The sequence below is a fragment of the Neotamlana sargassicola genome (assembly GCF_020523965.1).
In the GTDB taxonomy this organism is placed as follows: Bacteria; Bacteroidota; Bacteroidia; order Flavobacteriales; family Flavobacteriaceae; genus Neotamlana; species Neotamlana sargassicola.
Genome location: NZ_JAJAPX010000004.1, coordinates 354,867 through 375,977 on the forward strand (window position 1 = coordinate 354,867; position 21,111 = coordinate 375,977).

The following is a 21,111-nucleotide window of genomic DNA, read 5'->3' on the forward strand; positions in this document are numbered from 1 at the left end:
AACTAATAATTAATCTATTAAAATTTCATCTATAAATATCCAAGCTTCTTTTTCTCCTATATCGCTTTTATTTACTTTAGCTTTAACCTTTACATATCTGGCTTTTTGTGCTTTAAAATCAATATTAAAATCTTTTAATTCAGGTTCATTATCTACCTTAAACGGTTTTTCAATTTCACCAACTTCTGTGAAGTTTTCGTTATCATTAGATAGTAAAACCTTTATTCCTGTTGGGTAATAAACACTATTTTTTTGGTTTACCATGCTCCCAATGGTTACTTTGCTTATATTTTTATCTTCGCCTAAATCTATAACAACAATAGCCTCTTTATTTAACCAAGCTTGCCATCTACCATCGCGAAAATCTTTACTACCACGTAACGTGTTTACCAAATTAAAGGCCTGAGAACCTTGATACCTTTCATGATAATTAGTTACATAATTTACTTTACTTGCTACACCTTTATGAAACGTAATTGTTTCCTTAAACACATGATTTATTGGTTTATCTGCTTCAAATAAACTCGCTTTAATTGCTGTTGTTTTATTTACAACTATAGGTTCTGTAAACGGAATCGCTTCAGAATTTAAATTCGCATCGTTTAAAACATATCTTATATCTGAGTTTGGGAATTCATTCTGTAATGTTATGGCTACCGATTTACTCTTAATGTCTGTTTTTACTTTAGAATTAATAATATAGGCGCTTTTTGCATAATTTACATCTAAATATTCAAACCTATTCATGATGCTTTTTAAACGTCCTGAAAAATCATTCCAATTTCTTGTTTCTTTTGGACTCCAGAGGGCTTCAGATAAAGCTGTTAATCTTGGAAAAATCATGTATTGCGAATGTTCTTCAGTAGGAATATGTTCTGCCCAAACATTGGCTTGTCCGCCTAAAATATGCTTTTCTTCTTCTTGAGAAAGTTCTCCAACAATAGGCTCGAATTGATATACTTTGCTAACTGTAGTAACTGGTCCTGCTGCTTTTGGCTCTAAATCTGGTGTACCTTGATAATAATCGAAATAACAATAGCCAACAGGAGACATAATAGCATCATTACCTTGTTTTGCAGCTTCAATACCGCCCTTTACTCCTCGCCAACTCATTACGGTAGCCTCAGGTGCTAAACCACCTTCTAAAATTTCATCCCAACCAATAAGTTTTTTTCCTTTAGAATTGATAAATTTTTCAATTCGTTTTATAAAGTAACTCTGCAATTCTTCGACGTTTTCAAGTCCTTCTGTTTCAATTCTTGTTTTACAATGTGGACAAACTTCCCAATTGGTTTTAGTAGCTTCGTCACCACCAATATGAATATATTTAGAAGGAAATATTTCCATGACTTCCAACAGTACATTTTCTAAAAACTCAAAAGTAGATGCTTTTCCCGCGCAGTAAATATCTGTAATTGGCCATAAGGCTCCAGAAGGCACCGCGATTTGCTCGCCATGACAAGATAACTCCGGATACGCGGCAATTGCGCTCGATACATGTGCAGGCATTTCTATTTCTGGAACAACCTCAACACCTTTTGTAATGGCATAGGCCACAATTTCTTTTAATTCTTTTTGAGTTAAAAAACCGCCGTAAGTTCCTTTTTCGTCAGGATTATTATCTTTTCTTGCATTCCATGGTAAATGTTCTTGATCTACTCTCCACGCGCCAATTTCGGTTAATTTTGGGTATTTTTTAATCTCTATTCGCCAGCCTTGGTCATCGACTAAATGCAAATGCAAAATATTCATTTTATGTAATGCCAGCATATCAATAGTTTCTTTAATATAATCTTTACCAAAGAAATGACGCGATAGGTCTAGCATTAATCCGCGCCACTTAAATCGTGGACTATCCGTTATTTGAACGTTCGGAATTTCCCAATCGATGTTTTTAATAAGCGTATCACTTTCTATTTCAACAGGTAGCAACTGTCTTAAACTTTGAACGGCGTATAAAAACCCTGAAGCACTAGATGCCTTAACTACAACGTGGTTTGTGCTTGTATTAATTGTATATGATTCTTGTTCTAAACTATCATCTATTTGTAATGAAATATAATTTGAAGTAGGCGCCTTTTCTGTAATTTTTAAATCCCAATTGGCAACATTATTAAATTTATCGATAAGTAATGTAACAGCCTGTTTTTGTAAGTCATTCGACACAACAAACACCGTGTTTTCATTAAACTGAAATACACCTTCTGTAATATTTAAATGTGCAACTTTGGGAATAATATTTACATCGGCTTCCGTATAAACCTTAGCTGATTTTTCTTGGCATGAGTTTATTAGTATACCTGTGATAAGTAGAACAAAAAATGATATGTGTGATGCTTTTTTCACTAAATAAATCTATTTTTTCTTTATTTTAAATCCTGCATCTTCCATACGATTACCGTTTTCTTTATCGTAAACGGCATAGTTAAAACCGGGTCTTATACTATAACCGGCATATTCGCCTTTTTTATTAACCGCAATAAAACCGACTTGCAAATAGGCCATATCTTTATGGTTTTTATGCTTGTTGTAAATGCGTTCCACAATTTCTTTACAAGCTTCGTAAGGCGATTTTCCTTGGCGCATTAACTCTACAACCATGGCACTTCCGGCAGTTCGTATCACAGCTTCACCTAAACCGGTTGCTGCAGCTGCACCAACTTCATTATCTAAAAATAAGCCAGCTCCAATAATTGGCGAATCGCCTACTCTACCATGTAATTTCCAAGCCGCTCCACTGGTAGTACAACCACCAGAAAGATTGCCTTCTTCATCTAAAACCAACATACTTATTGTATCGTGATTTTCAATATTTATTACAGGTTGATATTTCGATTTTTCTAACCATTTTTTCCAAGATTCTTTAGATTTTTCGGTTAGTAAATTTTCTTCTTTAAACCCTTTTTCTAAAGCAAATTGTAAGGCGCCTTTACCGGTAAGCATAACATGTGGCGTTTCGTCTAAAACTTTTTTTGCCACTGCTATTGGATGTTTTATGCCTTGTAAAAAAGACACCGAACCGCAATCGCTATTCTTATCCATAATACAAGCATCAAGCGTTACTTTACCTTCACGATCTGGCAATCCACCGTAACCAACACTACGTACATCTGGATCGGCTTCTGGAACACCTACACCGGCAACAATAGCATCTAAAGGTGCCGCACCGTTGTTTAACTGTTTCCAGGCTTCTTCGTTTGCTGCTAAACCATGTCTCCAAGTAGAAATTACCAAAGGTTTTTTTACTGGTTTTGCTTTTGAAGTGTTTTTATTCGCTTCCGCGGAAGCTGAAAAACTACTCACCAAAGCACTTAAACCAACAGTTCCTAAGGCCGTATTTTTAATAAATTTTCTTCTACTAGACATGATAATTAGACTTTATTCTTTTGAAGCTTTTATAATTTCGAATTGCTCATCAGTCATATGATAATCATCAAAAAACGCAACACCGCTTGCACCATTATCTTTAGCGTACTGAATGGCATCTTTTAAATCTTCATTACTTAATTTTGGTGTATACAAACCTGTGTGTAATTCGGTTGATTTTCCTTGTAAATCTTCTACACCTTGTTTTGTAGCATAACCAATCCAATCTAATTCTTCGTTGTAGAAGTTGTAATAAATCATTGGTAAAACCATATCGATTTTCCATTTATCCCAACGCTGACGCACCATGTGGTCTGCCATTTCTGGATAAGGAAATACTGCTGCACTTAATTTTTTCTCGTGCTTATGTACAATGTCGTAAGCTTCATTTACTAACGAACGAATTTCGTTTAAACGGAAGTTTTTCCACTCAATATCGATAGCTGGGTTTTCCATTTTACGAGGATCTTTATGATGTAAAGCCATAAACTTTTCTACACTAGCATCAGAATAATCGAAATCGTAATCAGGTAATTCTTCTTCTTGTTTTAAATCGTATTTTGGTAATAAACCAATTGGTAAATATACATCTGGATAGCGTATATAATCTAAATGCACACTAGCAACACCTTCTACTTTTGCTAAACCTTCAACAAGACTTAAAATATGTTTTCTGGCTTCTGGATGACTTGGCGATAACCATTGGTAATACCCAACGTATGGTCTTTCTTCCTTTTTAAAACAAGACTTACCACTACGGCTTACCATGTACCACTCTGGATGTTGTTGCGCTATGGAATCGCCTGGTCTGTTTGTTGTAAACATCCACGCGTGTACTTCTAATCCTGCTGCTGTTGCTAAAGGCGTTAAACGTTTTAACAAACCTGGATCTGCTCCTGTGTTTAATAAAACAGCATCAATACCTTTACTTTTTAATTTATTGAAGTGCGCCGTGTACGCTGAATCTGATTTTTTATGACCAACCGACATCCAGTTCCAATACTTAAAAGTTTTAGTAGTTTCTTCTGTAGTTGTTGTAGTAACAGGTTCTTCTGAAGCGGTTTCTTTAGTAGCTTGATTGCATGATACTATTGAAAGTACCAATCCAAAAAGTGCTATTTTAAGTTTCATAGGGTTAATTTTATTATTTGGTTATAAATTTTCCGTTTTGATTTACTATTAACGTTTTTCCTGAAAAAGGGCTAATAATTGAAAGGTTAAAACCTGTACTATGATTCTCTAATTTTGGAACCACCGCCTTATCATCAATTTTTATACCTTTTTGAGTTAAACTATCAATAGATTTAAAATATTCGTTATTTTTTTTAAAATGTGCGATTTGCTTTCTGTACATACTATACAATTCCCACTTAATTTTTTCATCTGAAGTTATATTGAAAGCATCTTTTGCTCCCGCTTCTTTTGATGAAAAATATACATAACCCCATTTTTCCGGTTCGTGCATGTTAATTACACCCATTGGCGACCAAACCCAATTGTATTCGTGTAAAAGTTTCCCTTTCTCGTCACGTTTTCTTTCGTATTTACCATCTTTAATTTGGTAATCCCAATTAACTCTTGAGAAGTTAACGCGCCAGTATGAATCGGTTGGAACGTTTTTATGGAAATAGCCTTTTTTATAAGCCTTCCAAGGAATGGCAAGTTCTAATACCCAACCTTCATCTATATCTTTAGGATTGTTTAGTGTTCCGTTGACTTTAACAGCCGATTTTAAACCAGTGATATTCCAATCGTTTAAAACCACATTATCTTTTCTGTAAGGTTGACTAACAAATAAATCCCAAGCTGTGTTTAATGCGTTAATCTCTAATTCGTAATAATTATGTGTGTCGCCATCTGGATCTATAAATACTTCAAAATCATTATTATGAAAAATTATAGTATCTCTTTTAGTTAACGTTGCCCATACATGAGGTTCTTCGAGCTGCGCTAAAATATAATAGTACTTATCGTCCCACAACATTTTAACTTTTGTTTTATATTTTGGCTGTTTAACACCTTCAATATCTATAAAAGTATCGCTCCAGTCTACCTTACTCCAAGCAGCATCATTAGCTTCACCATCAATTTGTATTGGTGTGCTCGTTTTATAAGCAATATAACTTTTTGGCGCCTTGTTTTCTTTACTTTGCGAACAACCTAAAGCAGACACTACACCAAGAATTAAAACGAATATGTGCTTTTTTAACTTCATTTAATATTATAAACTATTGTTTTTTGTAAAGGCAACCACCTCGCTTAGCTTACCGAATGCCATAGCTACCACAGTATCTGCAGCCCCGTAATAAACCGCTAACTTATCTTCTTTTTCATCATGCAATGCTGCACATGGAAAAACAACGTTAGGTACATCGCCATTTTGCTCGTAATTTACTGCCGGACCTAATAAATAGGGTTGCGTTCTATATTTTACCTTATCGGGTTCATTTTCATCTAAAAGTGCTGCTCCCATAGCGTATCTAAATCCGTTGCAGGTATTTATTACACCATGATATAACATTAACCAACCTTCATTTGTTAAAATAGGAATAGGTCCTGCCCCTATTTTTGTACATTGCCAAGCGCTATCTTCAAAATTAGCCGCTTTCATTACACAACGGTGTTCTCCCCAATATTTCATATCTGGGCTGTAGCTTATGTAAATATCTCCAAAAGGTGTATGTCCGTTATCACTTGGTCGACTTAACATAGCGTATTTCCCATTTATTTTCTTTGGAAACAACACACCGTTTCTGTTAAATGGTAAAAATGCATTTTCACATTGGAAAAACTCTTTGAAATCGAAAGTATAACCAATACCAATTGTTGGCCCATGATAACCGTTACACCAAGTTATCCAATATCTATCTTCAATAAACACAACTCGTGGGTCGTATTTATAGGCAGACTCAATCATTTCTGTATTTCCTTCTTGAAATACAATAGGTTCGTGCTCGATATCCCAATTGATACCATCTTTACTAAAGCCTGCAAAAATATTCATTTGCACCGCTTTATTATCACATCTAAAAACACCTGCAAAACCATCTTTAAAAGGCACTACGGCACTATTAAAAATACTGTTTGATGTTGGTATAGCATACCTATCTATTATAGGGTTTTCGCTATAGCGCCACATAACATCGTTACAATTTTCTGGCTTATCCTGCCAAGGCATTTTACTCATAATCTGTATATTATTAATCTTTATATTGTTTTACTTTATCTAACCAAGTGAATTTTAAAATAACTGCTGTTATTATAAATATTATAAAAGCCATCCACATTTTTGGGTAATCTCTTATCATGAAATAAATTGGTAACAAAATCATGCTTGATTGCCACACAATACCGATAATACAGTTTAACATATCACTTAAAAAACCGGTGTTTTTAATAAAAGATTGATCTTCGCTTAATATAGCTTTGTTAACAGGCTCCCAAAACCCCCAAGGTTTTACATTTTTATAAAATGATTTTAAGGTTTCCATATTTGTTGCCGGTGTTAATAGTGTTCCTAAAAAGGAACCTAATAACGATACAACAAAAATAATAGGAAACATATAAATTGCTGGAATTTGTGCTAACTCGAACAACCATGTTCCTTCTGTAAAATTAGCTTTATTTTGATCTAACAAAAATTGAAGCGTTGCAATTATTAAACCTGACGTCATCCCCCAGAAATAGCCCCAGCCATTAAAACGCCACCAAATCCATTTTAAAAAATTAGCTGCAACGTAACCACCATATAATGCACTTGTAATCCATAGCGTAATAGAGTTGATTGAATCTGCGAAAAAGCCCATTATTACACCTAGTGTAACTACTGCAAATGAAGCTATATGACTTGCTTTAACATAGTGTTTACTCGAAGCATTAGAGTTATAATACTTTTTATAAATATCATTTACTATGTATGCAGGGCTTGAATTAACAAAAGCAGAAAATGTAGACATAAATGCCGCTAACAAACCTGCCAACAACAAGCCTTTAATACCTACAGGAATATGATTATTAATAACTTTGGGTAAGATAACTTCGAGTTCACCTAAATTTACACCGCCATTATTTATCATATCTGGAGCACAATACACTAAAGCTAACACAACTACACCTCCAATTAATAAATAACGAGGAATAAATAGAATAATATTAGTAAAGCCACTCATGTAGGCGGCTTCTTTTACCGTTCTTGTAGATAAAATGCGCTGCATGTCGTATCCTGGAGTTGGGCCTGCAATACTTGCAAAAAAACCTTTAAAAAGTGCCATTCCAATAAAAGCACCAAACATTTTATAACCTTGCGTATCAACTAGTGTATTAAATGCCTCATATTTACCAGACCAAGACCCTTCGAGCTCTGTACCAAACATTAAATTACTCCACTCTGGTGAAATAACATTATAAATTTGAACATCGGTTACCGTAACGAAAGCATAAATAGCTATTAAAATACCGGCTAACACCATGATTCCATACTGCAACACTTCGGTTGCTACAACAGAAAACATACCGCCTTTAATGGTATATATTGTTGTTAATAGAATAATTATTAAGGCATAAGATTGATCGGAAGTTAGTAATATACTTTCATTTAAAACTAAGCTTACATCCCAAGGTAAAATAACGGTCATGAATTTACCAACACCTTCAAAGAAATACGCTATAAAACCAATAGAGGCTACAACTGCAAATACAGCAACAATTAAATGTGAAGCTCTTCCTGCTTTATCGTCTCCAAAACGTGTTAAAATCCATTCGGAACCTGTCATTATATTCGATCTGCGAATCCAAGCCGCGAGGAAAATCATAACAAAAATTTGATTCCAAATAGGCCACATCCACATAAACATGAAGCTTTTGGCGCCATACAAAAACAAAATACCTACCATCCAAGCAGTTCCAGAGACATCGAACATACCAGAGCCATTACTTAATCCTAAGTAATACCATTTTATACTTTTACCACCGAGAAAATAATGATCTAACCCCTGTGAAGCTTTTTTAGACACCCAAATTCCAACTCCTAGAGTAAGCAGAATGTATAGCGCAATAATAATAACATCAACTATATCCATTATTCTTGAGTGTTTTTAGTTAAACCCCAAGCTTTATTAGGTTGATTTCCCATAACGAATTTTAACTCGCCACCATTTAAAATAGTTTCATGAGAAATTGATGTTGTATTGAAATCTTTACCGTTTAAAGTTGCTGATTGTATGTAGATATTATCGGCAGAAACATTTTCGGCTATAATAATAAACACTTTTCCATTTGGAAGCTGCATGGTTGTTTTATCGAAAATTGGGCTACCAATTTCGTAAACCGTTGAAGCTGGATTTAAAGGATATAATCCTATAGAACTCATTACATACCAAGCACTCATTTGCCCGCAATCTTCATTTCCGCTTAATCCGTTTGGTGTTGTGTTATATTGTGTATCTAAAATTTCACGAACCCAATATTGTGTGCGCCAAGGTTTCTCGGCATGATTAAACATGTATGCGATATGATGACTAGGTTCGTTACCGTGTGCATATTGCCCTATTAAACCAGAAATATCTGCTGACACGTTACTACCTGTAATTTCTGAGCTTTCTGTAAATAACTGTTCTAATTTTGCTGTGAATTTTTCATTACCGCCGTGCATTTCTGCTAAATCCTCAACCGCATGTGGTACAAACCAACTGTGTTGCCAAGCATTACCTTCGGTATAATCGGTATGTTCTCTGTGGTTAGAATATTTAGGATCGAATGGTTCATTCCAAGATTTACCATCTTCAAATTTACCGCGCATAAACCCTGTTTTTGTATCAAATAAATACTTATAGGCTTCAGATCGTTTTAAAAACAACTCATAATCTTCAGTTTTACCTAAAGCTTTTGCCATTTGCGCTACACACCAATCGTTATAAGCATACTCTAAAGTAATGGTTACAGATTCATCTAATAAATTATAAGGAATGTAGCCGTAGTTTTTATAAAACTCCAATCCGCGCTCGTCTTGCATCATGGTGGTTTTCATTGCTAAGTAAGCTTCTTCTACATTAAAACCTTTAATGCCTTTTAAATAAGCTTCAACTATTACAGGTATTGAATGATAGCCTGTCATGGTATTTGTTTCGTTTCCGTAAAGCGTCCAAACTGGTAAAATATTTTTATCCTTGTAATACTCTAACATGGTATTAACCATATCCGACACCTTATTCGGCGCTAAGAATGTAAGTAAAGGGTGCTCTGCCCTAAACGTATCCCACAGTGAGAGTGTGGAATACGCTGTGTAGTTAGAGGCAGATACCACGCTATCTGTTTGTTTTCTAAACTGTCCGTTTTTATCACTAAACGTAACTGGTGCCAATTGTGCATGATACATGGCTGAATAGAAAACAGTTTTTAACGAATCTATTGATGTTTCTACTTTTATTTTTCCAAGGGAAGATTCCCATATTTTATTTGCCTTTTCTTTTACTTCATCAAAACCAAAATTAACCTCACCTAAGTTTTCTTTTGCATTTGCTACACTTACTGATGACAATGCTACTTGAACATATAATTTATCGCCTTCAGTTTCATCAAAAAATAACTGCGCTGCACTTTTTTTTGCATTAACGACTTGATCCACTTTTATTTTATCGCCTACCAAATCGTATTTAATAATCGGTTTTGAAAACTTTGCTACAAAAAATACTTTTTGGTTTTTTGCCCACCCGGTGCTATATCTATAGCCACTTACTGTTAAGCTATCTTCAACTTGTATTGCACTCGCCGTAGCTTTATCCCAGTTTATAGCAAAACCCAAATCTAGCACAACAGATTGTACATCGTTAGTTTTATAAGTGTACTTATGTATCGCCGAACGTAAACCTGTAGTTAATTCGGCATTAATATTATGGTCTTTTAAAAACAATTGATAATACCCAGGTTGAGACGTTTCATTATTATGACTATAACTGGATTTATAGGTTATAGAATCTCGACCTTTTGGCATAACGGTTAAATCGACCGCTTTGTTTACCGGCATTACTAAAACATCTGCTAAATCACCAATCCCTGTACCACTTAAAGCCAAATGACTAAACCCAACCACTAAAGAATCTGAATAATGATACCCAGAACACCAATCCCAACTGCTCACTCCATTAACCGGGGTAACTTGCAACATACCAAAAGGAACCGTAGCGCCAGGATAAGTATGCCCGTGACCTCCTGTTCCTATAAATGTATTTACATGTTTTGTTAAAAAAATTGAATTATTGCTAGTTTTACTTCTATTTTTGTTGCAACTAACAATTAATAACAGTATAAATAGGTTTAAAAAGTGTTTCATTTAGCGGTTTTATTATTGATAATATAAATTTTAATAATTTTAACGTTTCTAAAAAGTTATTTAGACGGATAACATCTAAACTCAGTTAAACATCAAAAAAACCTTAACATATAATTTACATTAAAATGAAGTTTAATTCAAGCCAAAATTATAAGCTTTCTATCTTACACCATATTATATTTTGGTCTATATATTTTCTTTTTAATGTTTTTAAATGGGGGAGTTATTTTGGCGATTATGCATACTCGTTAAAAACCAATTTATTCGGTTTCCCAATACACATGGCACTATGTTATTTTAACATTTATTTTTTGATGCCTCACTTTGTATTTAAAAAAAGGTATGTATCCTATATTATAGTTATTCTAACTGCCATTTTTGTGATGGTTATTATAAAATTTAACCTTACTTATTACTTAGTAAGCACTAATGTTTGGCCAGAAGGCCCTGAACCAACCACAAAACTGACCCTTAATTACACAATTGACATGATGATTGGCGAACTATATGTTGTTACTTTCGCCACTGCCATAAAGGTTACCCTAGATTTTTTAAACGAACACCGAAGAGTAGCCAATTTAGAAAAAGCACAACTTGAAACAGAGTTACTTTTTTTAAAAACCCAAATTTCCCCTCATTTTTTCTTCAACACTTTAAACAATATTTATTCTTTAGCAGTTGAAAACTCGAAAAAAACACCTAAAATAATTTTAAAGCTATCCGAACTTATGCGGTATTTGCTTTACGACACAAAAGGAAAACGACAGTCATTGCAAAAAGAAATTCTTTGTATTCAAAATTACATAGACCTAGAACGTATTCGCCATAACGATCAATTAGAGGTAGATATGTCGATTTCAGGCGATATTGAAAACAAAAAAATAGCACCTATTATTTTACTTACTTTTATAGAAAATGCCTTTAAACACGGTGCTAAAAAAAATATTGGAAACGTTAAAATTAATATAGATTTAACAATTAAAAAAGATTTTCTTTACTTTACAATCTCAAACCCAATGCCGTTAAAAACCCTACACAAAGAACGCTTTAATCGTTCTAGTGGAATTGGTTTAGAAAATGTTAAAAAAAGGCTAGCCTTGGGTTATAACAAAAACGATTATAAATTAATAATTAATAATAAAAACGACTTGTTTGTTGTGAATTTAAAAATTAAAGTATCGTAACACTTTAGTAAAACCACTAAACTAAAATAAATTTGCTCCCAAGAAATGAAAACGAAATGCTTGATAATTGATGATGAACCTTTAGCAATCAATGTTATTAAAAATTATCTAGACCAAATTGAAAACTTTGAGGTAATAAAAACTTTCACGAATGCTATTGAATGTTTAAACTTTTTAAAAGAATCAACTGTTGATGTTATTTTTGTAGACATTAACATGCCTGTTCTTGATGGCCTGAATTTAATTAAAAGCTTAGAAAACCCACCTTTAATTATTGTCACCACAGCTTACGAAGAATTTGCATTAGAAACCTACGAACTAGATGTGTTAGATTATTTGGTTAAACCTATTGAGTTTCCAAGGTTTATGAAATCTCTTAATAAAGTAAATAAAAGACTCGAAAATAATACCGCTGTAAATAAACCACAAAACGACAGACCTGCTTATCTTTTTGTTAAAATAGACAAAAAGAAGATGAAGAAAATTTATTTAGATGAAATTTTAACCGTTGAGTCTTTAAAAGATTATCTAAAAATAAACACAACTACAGGTAAATACATTATTCACAGTACACTATCCGACTTTACCGACCTATTACCTTCTAGAGATTTTATAAGAATTCATCGCAGTTACACTATCGCCATAAATAAAATTGATGCCGTTGAAGGGAACAGTGTAGAAATAGAAGGGCTTCGATATACCATTGGACGATCTTACCTAGAGGAAGTAAAACAAATAATTTTAAACTCGTCGCTTTAAATTTTAAAAACTTCTCACTTTTTAATAAAAGCTTAACAAAACGTCTGTTTTATTAAGCTTTATTACATTTTACCCACCTAATTATTAAGGTTTATTTAACATACAAAACCATTATTTGTCGAAGCCTATTCGTTGTTGGTCGAATTTTTTAATAACAGCCCTCAATAAATATTTAAGTTTAATCGATTGTTTTAATTTAGATTAGCATTATTTTTAACTAAATAAATTAAAACTTATTAACTAAACTACAGGTTAATTATTAACCCGTTACAATAAGGAATTAAACCCTATCAATAATTAATTTATGCAATATGACTCAAAAATCACTCTCAAAAACTCTAAAAACATTATCAATTTAAATCTCTCAAAAAAAAACTAATTAACTAATTGTCTAACAATAATCAAAACAAGCTTATGAAAGTCAAATTAACCAGTAGTTTTTCCTCTCAAAGAAAAAAGCTACTATTTACTATTATTAATTCGTTTGTTATCTTTTGTTTTTTTGGCGCCCCTTCAATACATGCAAGCGTTAACGAAACTGTTATAATTGCACAACAAAATCAAATAAGTGGTGTAATTTACGATAACAATGGAATGCCATTAGCCGGAGCTACAGTGGTAGAAAAGGGAACCTCAAATGGAGCCCAAACCGATTTTGATGGTAATTTTGCATTAAACCTAAGAAATGCTAATGCAACACTTGTTGTTTCTTACATTGGTTTTGTAACCAAAGAAGTAGCAGTAAATAACCAAACTACTTTATCAATAACTTTAGAAGAGGATGTTTCTCAACTAGAAGAAGTTGTAGTTGTTGGTTACGGTACACAGAAAAAAGTTACATTAACTGCTGCTGTTTCTCAAGTAGGAACTGAAGTTTTTGAAAACAGACCAACAGCAAACGCATATCGATCTTTACAAGGTACAGTTCCTGGTTTAGTAATTTCGAACACCGATGCTGGTGGAGAACCTGGAGCTAGTTCAAACATTAACATTCGTGGTTTCTTAACCGCTAACAGTGACGGTGGTAGTGCAGGTAGCATTGCAGATGCTGGTCCACTTGTGCTTATTGATGGAATTGAAATGGATTTGAACGATATCGACCCAGAAGATATTGAGTCTGTTTCTGTATTAAAAGATGCTGCTGCTGCGTCAATCTACGGTTCGCAAGCTGCCGCTGGTGCCATAATTGTTACTACAAAAAGTGGTAAAAACTCCGATGGAAAGGTTAAAGTTAACTATAGCACAAGCTACTCAATTACACAACCTTCAATTTGGCAAGAACGCGCTAGCCCAATAGAATTTGCATACACAATGCGTGATGCCCAAGTAAATAACCTAACTGCCGAATCTAACTATTTTCACACAGACGAAGAATTTGGCTACATATTAGCAAACATGGCTAACCCAGGTAGCGCCCCTACATGGGATGTAGCTGCAAATGGTCTTGAATATGAAACTGCAAATGCCGGTATTGGTGCAACTGGAGCTACAGATTGGGAAGAAATTTTATTAAAAGATTGGGCTCAAAGAATAAAACACAATATAAGTTTAAGTGGTGGTGACGAGAAATTAAACTTTTACTTATCTGCAGGTCTTTACGAAGAAGATGGTTTCTTAAAAGTTGGAGACGAATCTTTTCAACGTTATAACCTTGATGCAAAAGTATCGAGCAAAGTAAACGATTGGTTAACTTTAGAATTACTAACAAAATTTAGAAAAAGCTATACCGATTTCCCTATAACCGAACAAACAAACTCTGTACAATGGGTTAAAGAAAGAGTATTAGATTTAGTTAATAAAATTAAACCTGTAGTACCTCAATACGATCCTATTTATGGGTCTGATAGAATATCGCAAACCTATTACTCGTTTTGGGATACGCAACGCTTTAAAACTGAAAACGATCAAATCGTTATTTTACCAAGAATTATTATCGAACCTTTAGCTGGATTAAAATTTAACGCTAACCTTAACTATAAAAGAGATAATAATTTCCAAGAAAGGTTCCTTTTAGCAAGCGACAGAATATCTCCAGTAGGCTTTGTAGATGCCATTTCGCAGGAAGCCACTAGGTATGACCCTACAGTAATTGTAAATGAGTATTTTTCACCTAACTTATTTGCAACTTATGATAAATCTATAAACGATCATAATTTCCATGCAACAGTTGGTTTCCAAAGTGAAGTAAACAAATATTATTCATTAGGTGCATCAACCAATTACTTAATTGATAACAATATTATATCGTTAAATTCTTCATTAGATGACGATCAAACCGTTGGCGAATCTATAACACATTGGGCAACTGCTGGTGTTTTTAGTAGATTCCGTTATAACTACAAAGAAAAATATTTACTTGAGTTTAGTTATAGAAGAGATGGTTCTTCAAGATTTGCACCAGATGATAGATGGGCTGGTTTCCCAAGTTATTCTGCTGCTTATAACATAGCTAAAGAAGATTTTTGGCCTGTAGATCAAATAAACACCTTTAAGTTAAGAGGATCTTACGGTACTTTAGGTAACCAAAATGTTGGTAACTACTTATATCTTTCAACAATAGACTTTAACCAAACTGGTACAGGTTATTTATTCGATGGTCAACGTCAAACATTTTCACAAACACCATCACTTACAACAGAAAGTTTAACATGGGAAACTGTTCAAACTACAGATATTGGATTTGATTTAACAGCATTTAATAATAAATTAGACATAGCCTTTTCTTGGTACAAAACCGACATTGAAGGAATGGCTGCTCAAGGTGCCGATTTACCAATACAATTAGGTACAACAGCGCCATTATCTAACATTGGTAAATCGCGTGTTAAAGGATGGGAAGTTGAAGCGTCTTGGAGACAGCAATTAGGAGATTTTGGCTATAGCATACGAGCAGTATTAAGTGATTACAAAAGAACACTTTTAGAATACCCTAACGATACCAACTTTATTGGTCAAAACGGTGATGGTTTATATTCAGGTAAAGAATTTGGAGAAATTTGGGGGTATGAAACCGATGGATTATTCCAAACTCAAGCCGAGGTTGATGAATTTTTTGCAAGCACTACTTACGATTCAGGAGCATTAACAGGTTGGAGTCGTGTAGCTGGAGACATTAAATATATTGACACTAATGGTGATGGTGTTGTAAATTCAGGAACAGCTACTATTGGAGATACTGGAGACTTAAAAGTTATAGGTAATTCTACACCACGCTATCAATTTTCTGTAAACCTTGGTTTAACATATAAAAACTGGGACTTTAACACTTTAATTCAAGGTGTAGGTAAACGCGATTATTCACACAGAGACTCGCAAGCTTGGAGAGGTCCAGCTCAAGGTCCATTCCATGCCTTTGTTTGGAAAGGTCACTTAGATTACTTTAGAGCCGACGATGGTACATACGAAGGATTTTTAGATCCGAACCCAGATGCATATTTCCCAAATCCATATTCTAATGGAGCTGGAAGAAACAATAAAAATTATCAACGTCATAGCACCCATTTCTTACAAGATGCTTCTTATACCAGAATAAAGAGTGTACAACTTGGTTTTACTATTCCTCAAGATGTTACTCGTAAGTTTAAGGTTGACAAATTACGTATTTATGCAACAGGCGAAAACTTATTTACTTTTACAGATTTTATGTTTTACGATCCTGAGGCAATCACAAGTGGTTTAGTAGCAAGTGCGCAATCATATCCTTTAGCAAGAGTAATATCTGCAGGAATAAATGTTTCATTTTAAAATTTAAGTTTAATAATTATGAAAAAAATATTAAAACTAGTTGTTCTAATCTTAACCATTTCTTTTGCTTCTTGTGAGGATTTTTTAGATAGAGCACCGTTAGACGAAGTCTCAGAAGCTTCCTTTTATACCACTGCAGATCATTTAAAAGCTGCTGTAAGTGGATTTTATAACGATTTACCAGGATGGACGGCATTATCTGTTGGTATTAATACTTTACCAGATATGAATACCGACACAGGTATTTCCACATCTCCAAGCAATAGGTTTGTAGGTATTTACACAGTTGCAACAACAAGTAATAACACACAATGGCGTACACAATTTATTAATATTAGAGAAATTAACTGGTTAATCGACCATTTCGATCAAGTATCTGCGGACGAAGACGAAACTTTAGTTAATCAATATTCTGGTGAAGCCTACTTTTTTAGAGCGTATTACTATTTTGAATTATTAACTGCTTATGGTGATTTACCAATTTTCGATCAATATTTTGATAATACAGACGAAGAATACGTTTTTGCTGCAAGAGACCCAAGAAACGAAGTGGTAGACTTTATGTTAGAAGATTTAGATACAGCAATATCTTTACTACAATCTTTCCCAAATATTGATGGGCACCCAAGAGTTAGCAAAGAAGCTGCTCAATTATTTAAAGCTAGAGTTGCACTTTATGAAGGTACTTGGGAAAAGTATCACAGCGGCACTGTTTATGGTGTAGATGGATCTGATGGATCAACCTACTTACAAATTGCTGCCGATGCCGCAGAAGATGTTATAGACGGAGGTGTATTTTCTTTACATAGTGATTACAAATCTTTATTTAATCAAGTAGGTTATAGCGGTAATACTGAAGTTATGCTTTGGAGAGATTATAACTCAATCGAATTTGGTCAAGCTAATATTTTACAACAACAATGGCCAAATGGTTCTGGGTTTACAAGATTCTCAATTGAAAGTTATTTATGTACTGATGGTTTACCAACAGCGTTAAGCCCATTATTTACAGATGGAGACGATGATGATTTAACTACCATTGAAGATAACAGAGACCCAAGATTAGCTGCAAGTTTAATGGTACCTGGAGATATAGTACAAATTGATCCAGATGGTACAGAAACTTATTGGGAGTATCCTAATTTTGCAGCATCAACGGCTACTTTAACAGGTTACGAATTTGAAAAATATCGCAACGTTTATTACGACGAAACCTATACAAATTTCACAGAGGATACCTCTAGAATTATTTTCCGTTTAGGCGAGGCTTTATTAATTTTTGCAGAAGCAAAAGCCGAATTAGGAACTATTACCCAAGCCGATTTAGACAAATCTATTAATGAGTTACGCGATAGAGCTGGTATGCCAGGTATTACTTTAGGAGCAATCCCTACAGATCCAAATTGGCCAGATTATGGTTATACTTTAACAAATATTTTGTATGAAGTAAGAAGAGAACGTACCGTTGAGCTATTAGCAGAAGGCTTTAGAGCTGATGATTTATATCGTTGGAGAGCTCATAATTTATTTGATGGAGACCAACCTAGAGGCGCCTATTTAGAAGATGGCACCGTTAATACAACTATTAGTGCTTCCGAATTAACTTTAGATGAAGATGGGTATATTTTACCTTTCGCAAGCTTCCTTGGTGGGGCAAGTGGCGCTTACGACTTTGATGAAAATAAAGCCTATTTAATATCAATTCCAACAGATGAAATAATATTAAATCCTAACCTAACTCAAAATCCAGGATGGGAATAATATATTAAAATAAATTTTTAGAGTTTATTTACTTGATTGCTCAAAAATAAAGCACCCTTTATTTTTGAGCAATCTTTTTTTTAACACACAAAACCAAACCCTTACAACTTAATATAAATAACCAATTGCTTATTTTTTAAGAATTTAAAACTCTAATTAGCAAAATTTATATAGTATGTTATTTCTTACTTGCAATAAAAAACGAACATTTTAAAATCAAACTAAATATGTTGTTTAGATATCCACGCACGTTACTCGTCTAAAAAACAATTTCACTTAGGTTTTCTTTTTTTAAATTAACCTTAATAATCCGTTAATATATAACTATGAAAACAAAAACTACTTTCTTAAAAACTATGCTTTTTATTTTTGCTGTTTCAGCATCAATAAATATAAAAGCACAAACACCTTTAGTACATTTAAAATTTGAAAACAATTTAAATAATGATGGTAGCCTTGGCTTAACCTTTGCAGTTGAAGGTGCGAACAGTGCTGGGGTTTCTGTACCATACTCTTCTGGTACCACTACCTCCTATCTTACCGGTGGTTCTGTACCTGGACAGATAGAAGGAAATTATGCAATAAACTTTTCTGCTATTGGTGATGATACAGATCCAAATTATAATTTAATTCAAAATGGTGGTGCTTATGATGCACAAATTATGAGTAACGCTAACATAGGCATTACTGGTAATGATGCAAGAACTATTTCTGCATGGTTTAGATATGATGATAGAAATAATAGCACCAACGGAACACATATGATTGTGCACTTTGGGTCTGCTGCAAATGGAGGCGGTTACCTAAGAAACACGCTACAACATGCTGGAGCAAATAATAGAATTCAATTTGGAATAGGTGGAGCTGCTGTACAGTGGTATTACGGTTCTGATGGAGATAATATAGAAAGTACCGTTGAAAATGGTGATTGGCATCATATAGCTATTACTTATGCTGGTGGCTCTGCGACGATAAAAGATGTTAAGATGTATTTCGATGGTGCAGAGGTTACCACAGATGGAGCTGGAACTTCTGGTGTTGGCGACGACGCTATGGCTACATCCAATGACAAGGTTCTTATTGGATCTAGAAATAATAGTCAAAAATGGTTTGACGGTGGTGGAATTGATGATGTTAGAATTTACGATGTTGAGCTTACTGCAGCTGAAGTTTTAGCAGTTTATAACGAAAACGTATTAAGTACAGCTGATATTGCTTTTGGACAAGATGAGCTTAAAGCTTACCCAACATTAGTAGAAGACTTCTTAAATATTGAAACTACTAACCAAGGTAAATTAAACGTAAGCGTATTCGATATTACTGGAAAAACTATTTTAGAAACTATTGGTAACTCCATTGATATGACTGGTTTAACTTCTGGTTTATATATAGTTAAAGTTAGAGAAGACAATAAAGTTGCAAACTTAAAAGTTCTTAAAAAATAATTAAACCTACGTTTAATAAAAAATCTCGTTATGTTCCCATAACGAGATTTTTTTATTTAATAATTAAAACGTCTTATAGACATCAAATTGGTGATCATTCTTCTAAAATTCAAATTCACTTCTCGATATAATTCCAAATAAATAAAAGTTAGTATCATTAATATTTCAATTAAACAACAAAAATTGTCGGGATGACAGGATTCGAACCTGCGACCACACGGCCCCCAGCCGTGTACGCTAACCGGACTGCGCCACATCCCGTTTTAATTTTAAAAAGTTTTCAAAGAAAATACTTTTTTTAAAACTAACAAAACAAAAAAAGGCTGTTTCAATTATTTAAAAACAGCCTTAAATTTTAGGTTTAAATTGTAATTCTAGTTGTATGTAGACGTTGAAACTTCAAATGAAGCATCTTTAGCCGCTAAATAACGTTCTGCATCTAACGCTGCCATACAACCTGTTCCTGCAGCTGTAATAGCTTGTCTATACACATGGTCGGCCGCATCTCCTGACACAAAAACACCATCTATATTTGTTTTAGAAGTTCCTGGTTTGTTTATAATATAGCCTGTTTCATCTAAATTTAAAAAATCTTTAAAAATATCGGTGTTTGGTTTATGTCCAATCGCCACAAAAAATCCAGTTGCCGGTAATTCTTGTTTTTCTTGAGTTTGGTTATTAAATACGCGAACACCATTAACTACCTGTCCATCTCCTAAAACTTCATCGGTTTCGGTATTAAATAATATCTCTATGTTTTCGGTATTTTTAACTCTATCGGCCATAATTTTAGATGCTCTAAACTCATCTCTACGAACCAACATTGTTACTTTTTTACAAAGTTTAGATAAGTAATGTGCCTCTTCGCAAGCCGAATCGCCAGCACCAACAATTACTACCTCTTGATTTCTATAAAAGAATCCGTCACAAACAGCACAAGCAGAAACACCACCTCCTAATTTTAAATATTTTTGCTCAGAATCCAATCCTAAATATTTAGCAGAAGCTCCAGTGGAAATAATTACTGTATCACAATGAATTTCTTTAGTTTCGTTAACCCAAACCTTATGGATGTCTCCTGAAAAATCGACTTTAGTAATCCATCCATCTCTTATATCGGCCTCAAACCTTTGCGCTTGTAATTGCAATTGCATCATCATTTCTGGACCGGTAACGCCTTCAGGATAACCTGGAAAGTTTTCAACTTCGTTGGTAGTTGTTAATTGCCCTCCCGGTTGCGTACCTTGGTATAATACGGGACTCATATTAGCTCTGGCCGCATAAATTGCAGCTGTGTAGCCAGCAGGACCAGAACCTATTATTAAACATTTTACGCGTTCTATTGTATCTGACATATTGAATTTCTTTTTTATATTACAAAAGTAGTTTTTTTGATAGAAACCTTACTGCTAAGTTATAAACACTTCTTATAAATTAATAACAAAAAGCTATAAAAAAAAGCCTCGTTAAACGAGGCTTTTTTATTTAAACTTTAATATTGACATTCGGAAACAAACTCAGAATG

13 protein-coding genes and 1 tRNA gene are annotated in these 21,111 nt (G+C 33.9%); 5 read left to right on the forward strand and 9 right to left on the reverse strand.

Annotation, left to right across the window (positions count from 1 at the left end; genetic code table 11):
• Window positions 1-9: 9 nt before the first annotated feature.
• The 7 genes from LG651_RS11830 to LG651_RS11860 are packed head-to-tail and all read right to left on the reverse strand — an operon-like array spanning window position 10 to window position 10,693.
• The gene (locus LG651_RS11830) at window positions 10-2,346 is read right to left on the reverse strand and encodes a glycoside hydrolase family 20 protein (protein WP_226696336.1); all 2,337 of its coding nucleotides are present in this window, start codon (window positions 2,344-2,346) and stop codon (window positions 10-12) included.
• 9 nt (window positions 2,347-2,355) lie between these two features.
• Window positions 2,356-3,366, reverse strand: coding sequence for an isoaspartyl peptidase/L-asparaginase family protein (locus tag LG651_RS11835; protein ID WP_226696337.1), 1,011 nt, complete (start codon window positions 3,364-3,366; stop codon window positions 2,356-2,358).
• Between the two features lie 12 nt (window positions 3,367-3,378).
• The gene (locus LG651_RS11840; protein ID WP_226696338.1) at window positions 3,379-4,497 is read right to left on the reverse strand and encodes a family 10 glycosylhydrolase; all 1,119 of its coding nucleotides are present in this window, start codon (window positions 4,495-4,497) and stop codon (window positions 3,379-3,381) included.
• 13 nt (window positions 4,498-4,510) lie between these two features.
• The gene (locus LG651_RS11845) at window positions 4,511-5,581 is read right to left on the reverse strand and encodes a carbohydrate-binding family 9-like protein (protein WP_226696339.1); all 1,071 of its coding nucleotides are present in this window, start codon (window positions 5,579-5,581) and stop codon (window positions 4,511-4,513) included.
• A gap of 6 nt (window positions 5,582-5,587) precedes the next feature.
• Window positions 5,588-6,553 (reverse strand): glycoside hydrolase family 130 protein, encoded by a 966-nt coding sequence (locus LG651_RS11850; RefSeq protein WP_262905121.1) that lies wholly within the window; start codon window positions 6,551-6,553, stop codon window positions 5,588-5,590.
• A 13-nt stretch (window positions 6,554-6,566) separates the two neighbouring features.
• Window positions 6,567-8,444, reverse strand: a complete 1,878-nt coding sequence (locus LG651_RS11855) for a sodium:solute symporter family protein (protein WP_226696340.1) — start codon at window positions 8,442-8,444, stop codon at window positions 6,567-6,569.
• Window positions 8,444-10,693, reverse strand: a complete 2,250-nt coding sequence (locus LG651_RS11860; RefSeq protein WP_226696341.1) for a GH92 family glycosyl hydrolase — start codon at window positions 10,691-10,693, stop codon at window positions 8,444-8,446. Before LG651_RS11860 ends, LG651_RS11855 begins: the two co-directional genes overlap by 1 nt.
• 383 nt (window positions 10,694-11,076) lie before the next feature.
• Here LG651_RS11860 and LG651_RS11865 point away from each other — a divergent pair, with 383 nt between their 5' ends.
• From LG651_RS11865 to LG651_RS11885, 5 genes are all read left to right on the forward strand, one after another.
• A complete protein-coding gene (locus LG651_RS11865; RefSeq protein ID WP_317197717.1) occupies window positions 11,077-11,877 on the forward strand; it encodes a sensor histidine kinase in 801 nt (266 codons plus the stop codon).
• A gap of 45 nt (window positions 11,878-11,922) precedes the next feature.
• Entirely contained in the window at window positions 11,923-12,636 is a 714-nt protein-coding gene (locus LG651_RS11870; protein ID WP_226696343.1) for a LytR/AlgR family response regulator transcription factor, read from the forward strand.
• A 414-nt stretch (window positions 12,637-13,050) separates the two neighbouring features.
• A complete protein-coding gene (locus LG651_RS11875; protein WP_226696344.1) occupies window positions 13,051-16,380 on the forward strand; it encodes a SusC/RagA family TonB-linked outer membrane protein in 3,330 nt (1,109 codons plus the stop codon).
• An 18-nt stretch (window positions 16,381-16,398) separates the two neighbouring features.
• The gene (locus LG651_RS11880; protein WP_226696345.1) at window positions 16,399-18,141 is read left to right on the forward strand and encodes a RagB/SusD family nutrient uptake outer membrane protein; all 1,743 of its coding nucleotides are present in this window, start codon (window positions 16,399-16,401) and stop codon (window positions 18,139-18,141) included.
• Window positions 18,142-18,467: 326 nt separating this feature from the next.
• Window positions 18,468-19,586, forward strand: a complete 1,119-nt coding sequence (locus LG651_RS11885; protein ID WP_226696346.1) for a LamG-like jellyroll fold domain-containing protein — start codon at window positions 18,468-18,470, stop codon at window positions 19,584-19,586.
• A gap of 186 nt (window positions 19,587-19,772) precedes the next feature.
• Here the strand turns inward: LG651_RS11885 and LG651_RS11890 are convergent.
• Window positions 19,773-19,847: transfer RNA gene (locus LG651_RS11890), tRNA-Pro, on the reverse strand.
• 113 nt (window positions 19,848-19,960) lie between these two features.
• Window positions 19,961-20,941: a thioredoxin-disulfide reductase gene (gene trxB / locus LG651_RS11895; RefSeq protein WP_226696347.1), complete on the reverse strand. Its 981-nt coding sequence runs from the start codon at window positions 20,939-20,941 to the stop codon at window positions 19,961-19,963.
• Between the last annotated feature and the right edge of the window lie 170 nt (window positions 20,942-21,111).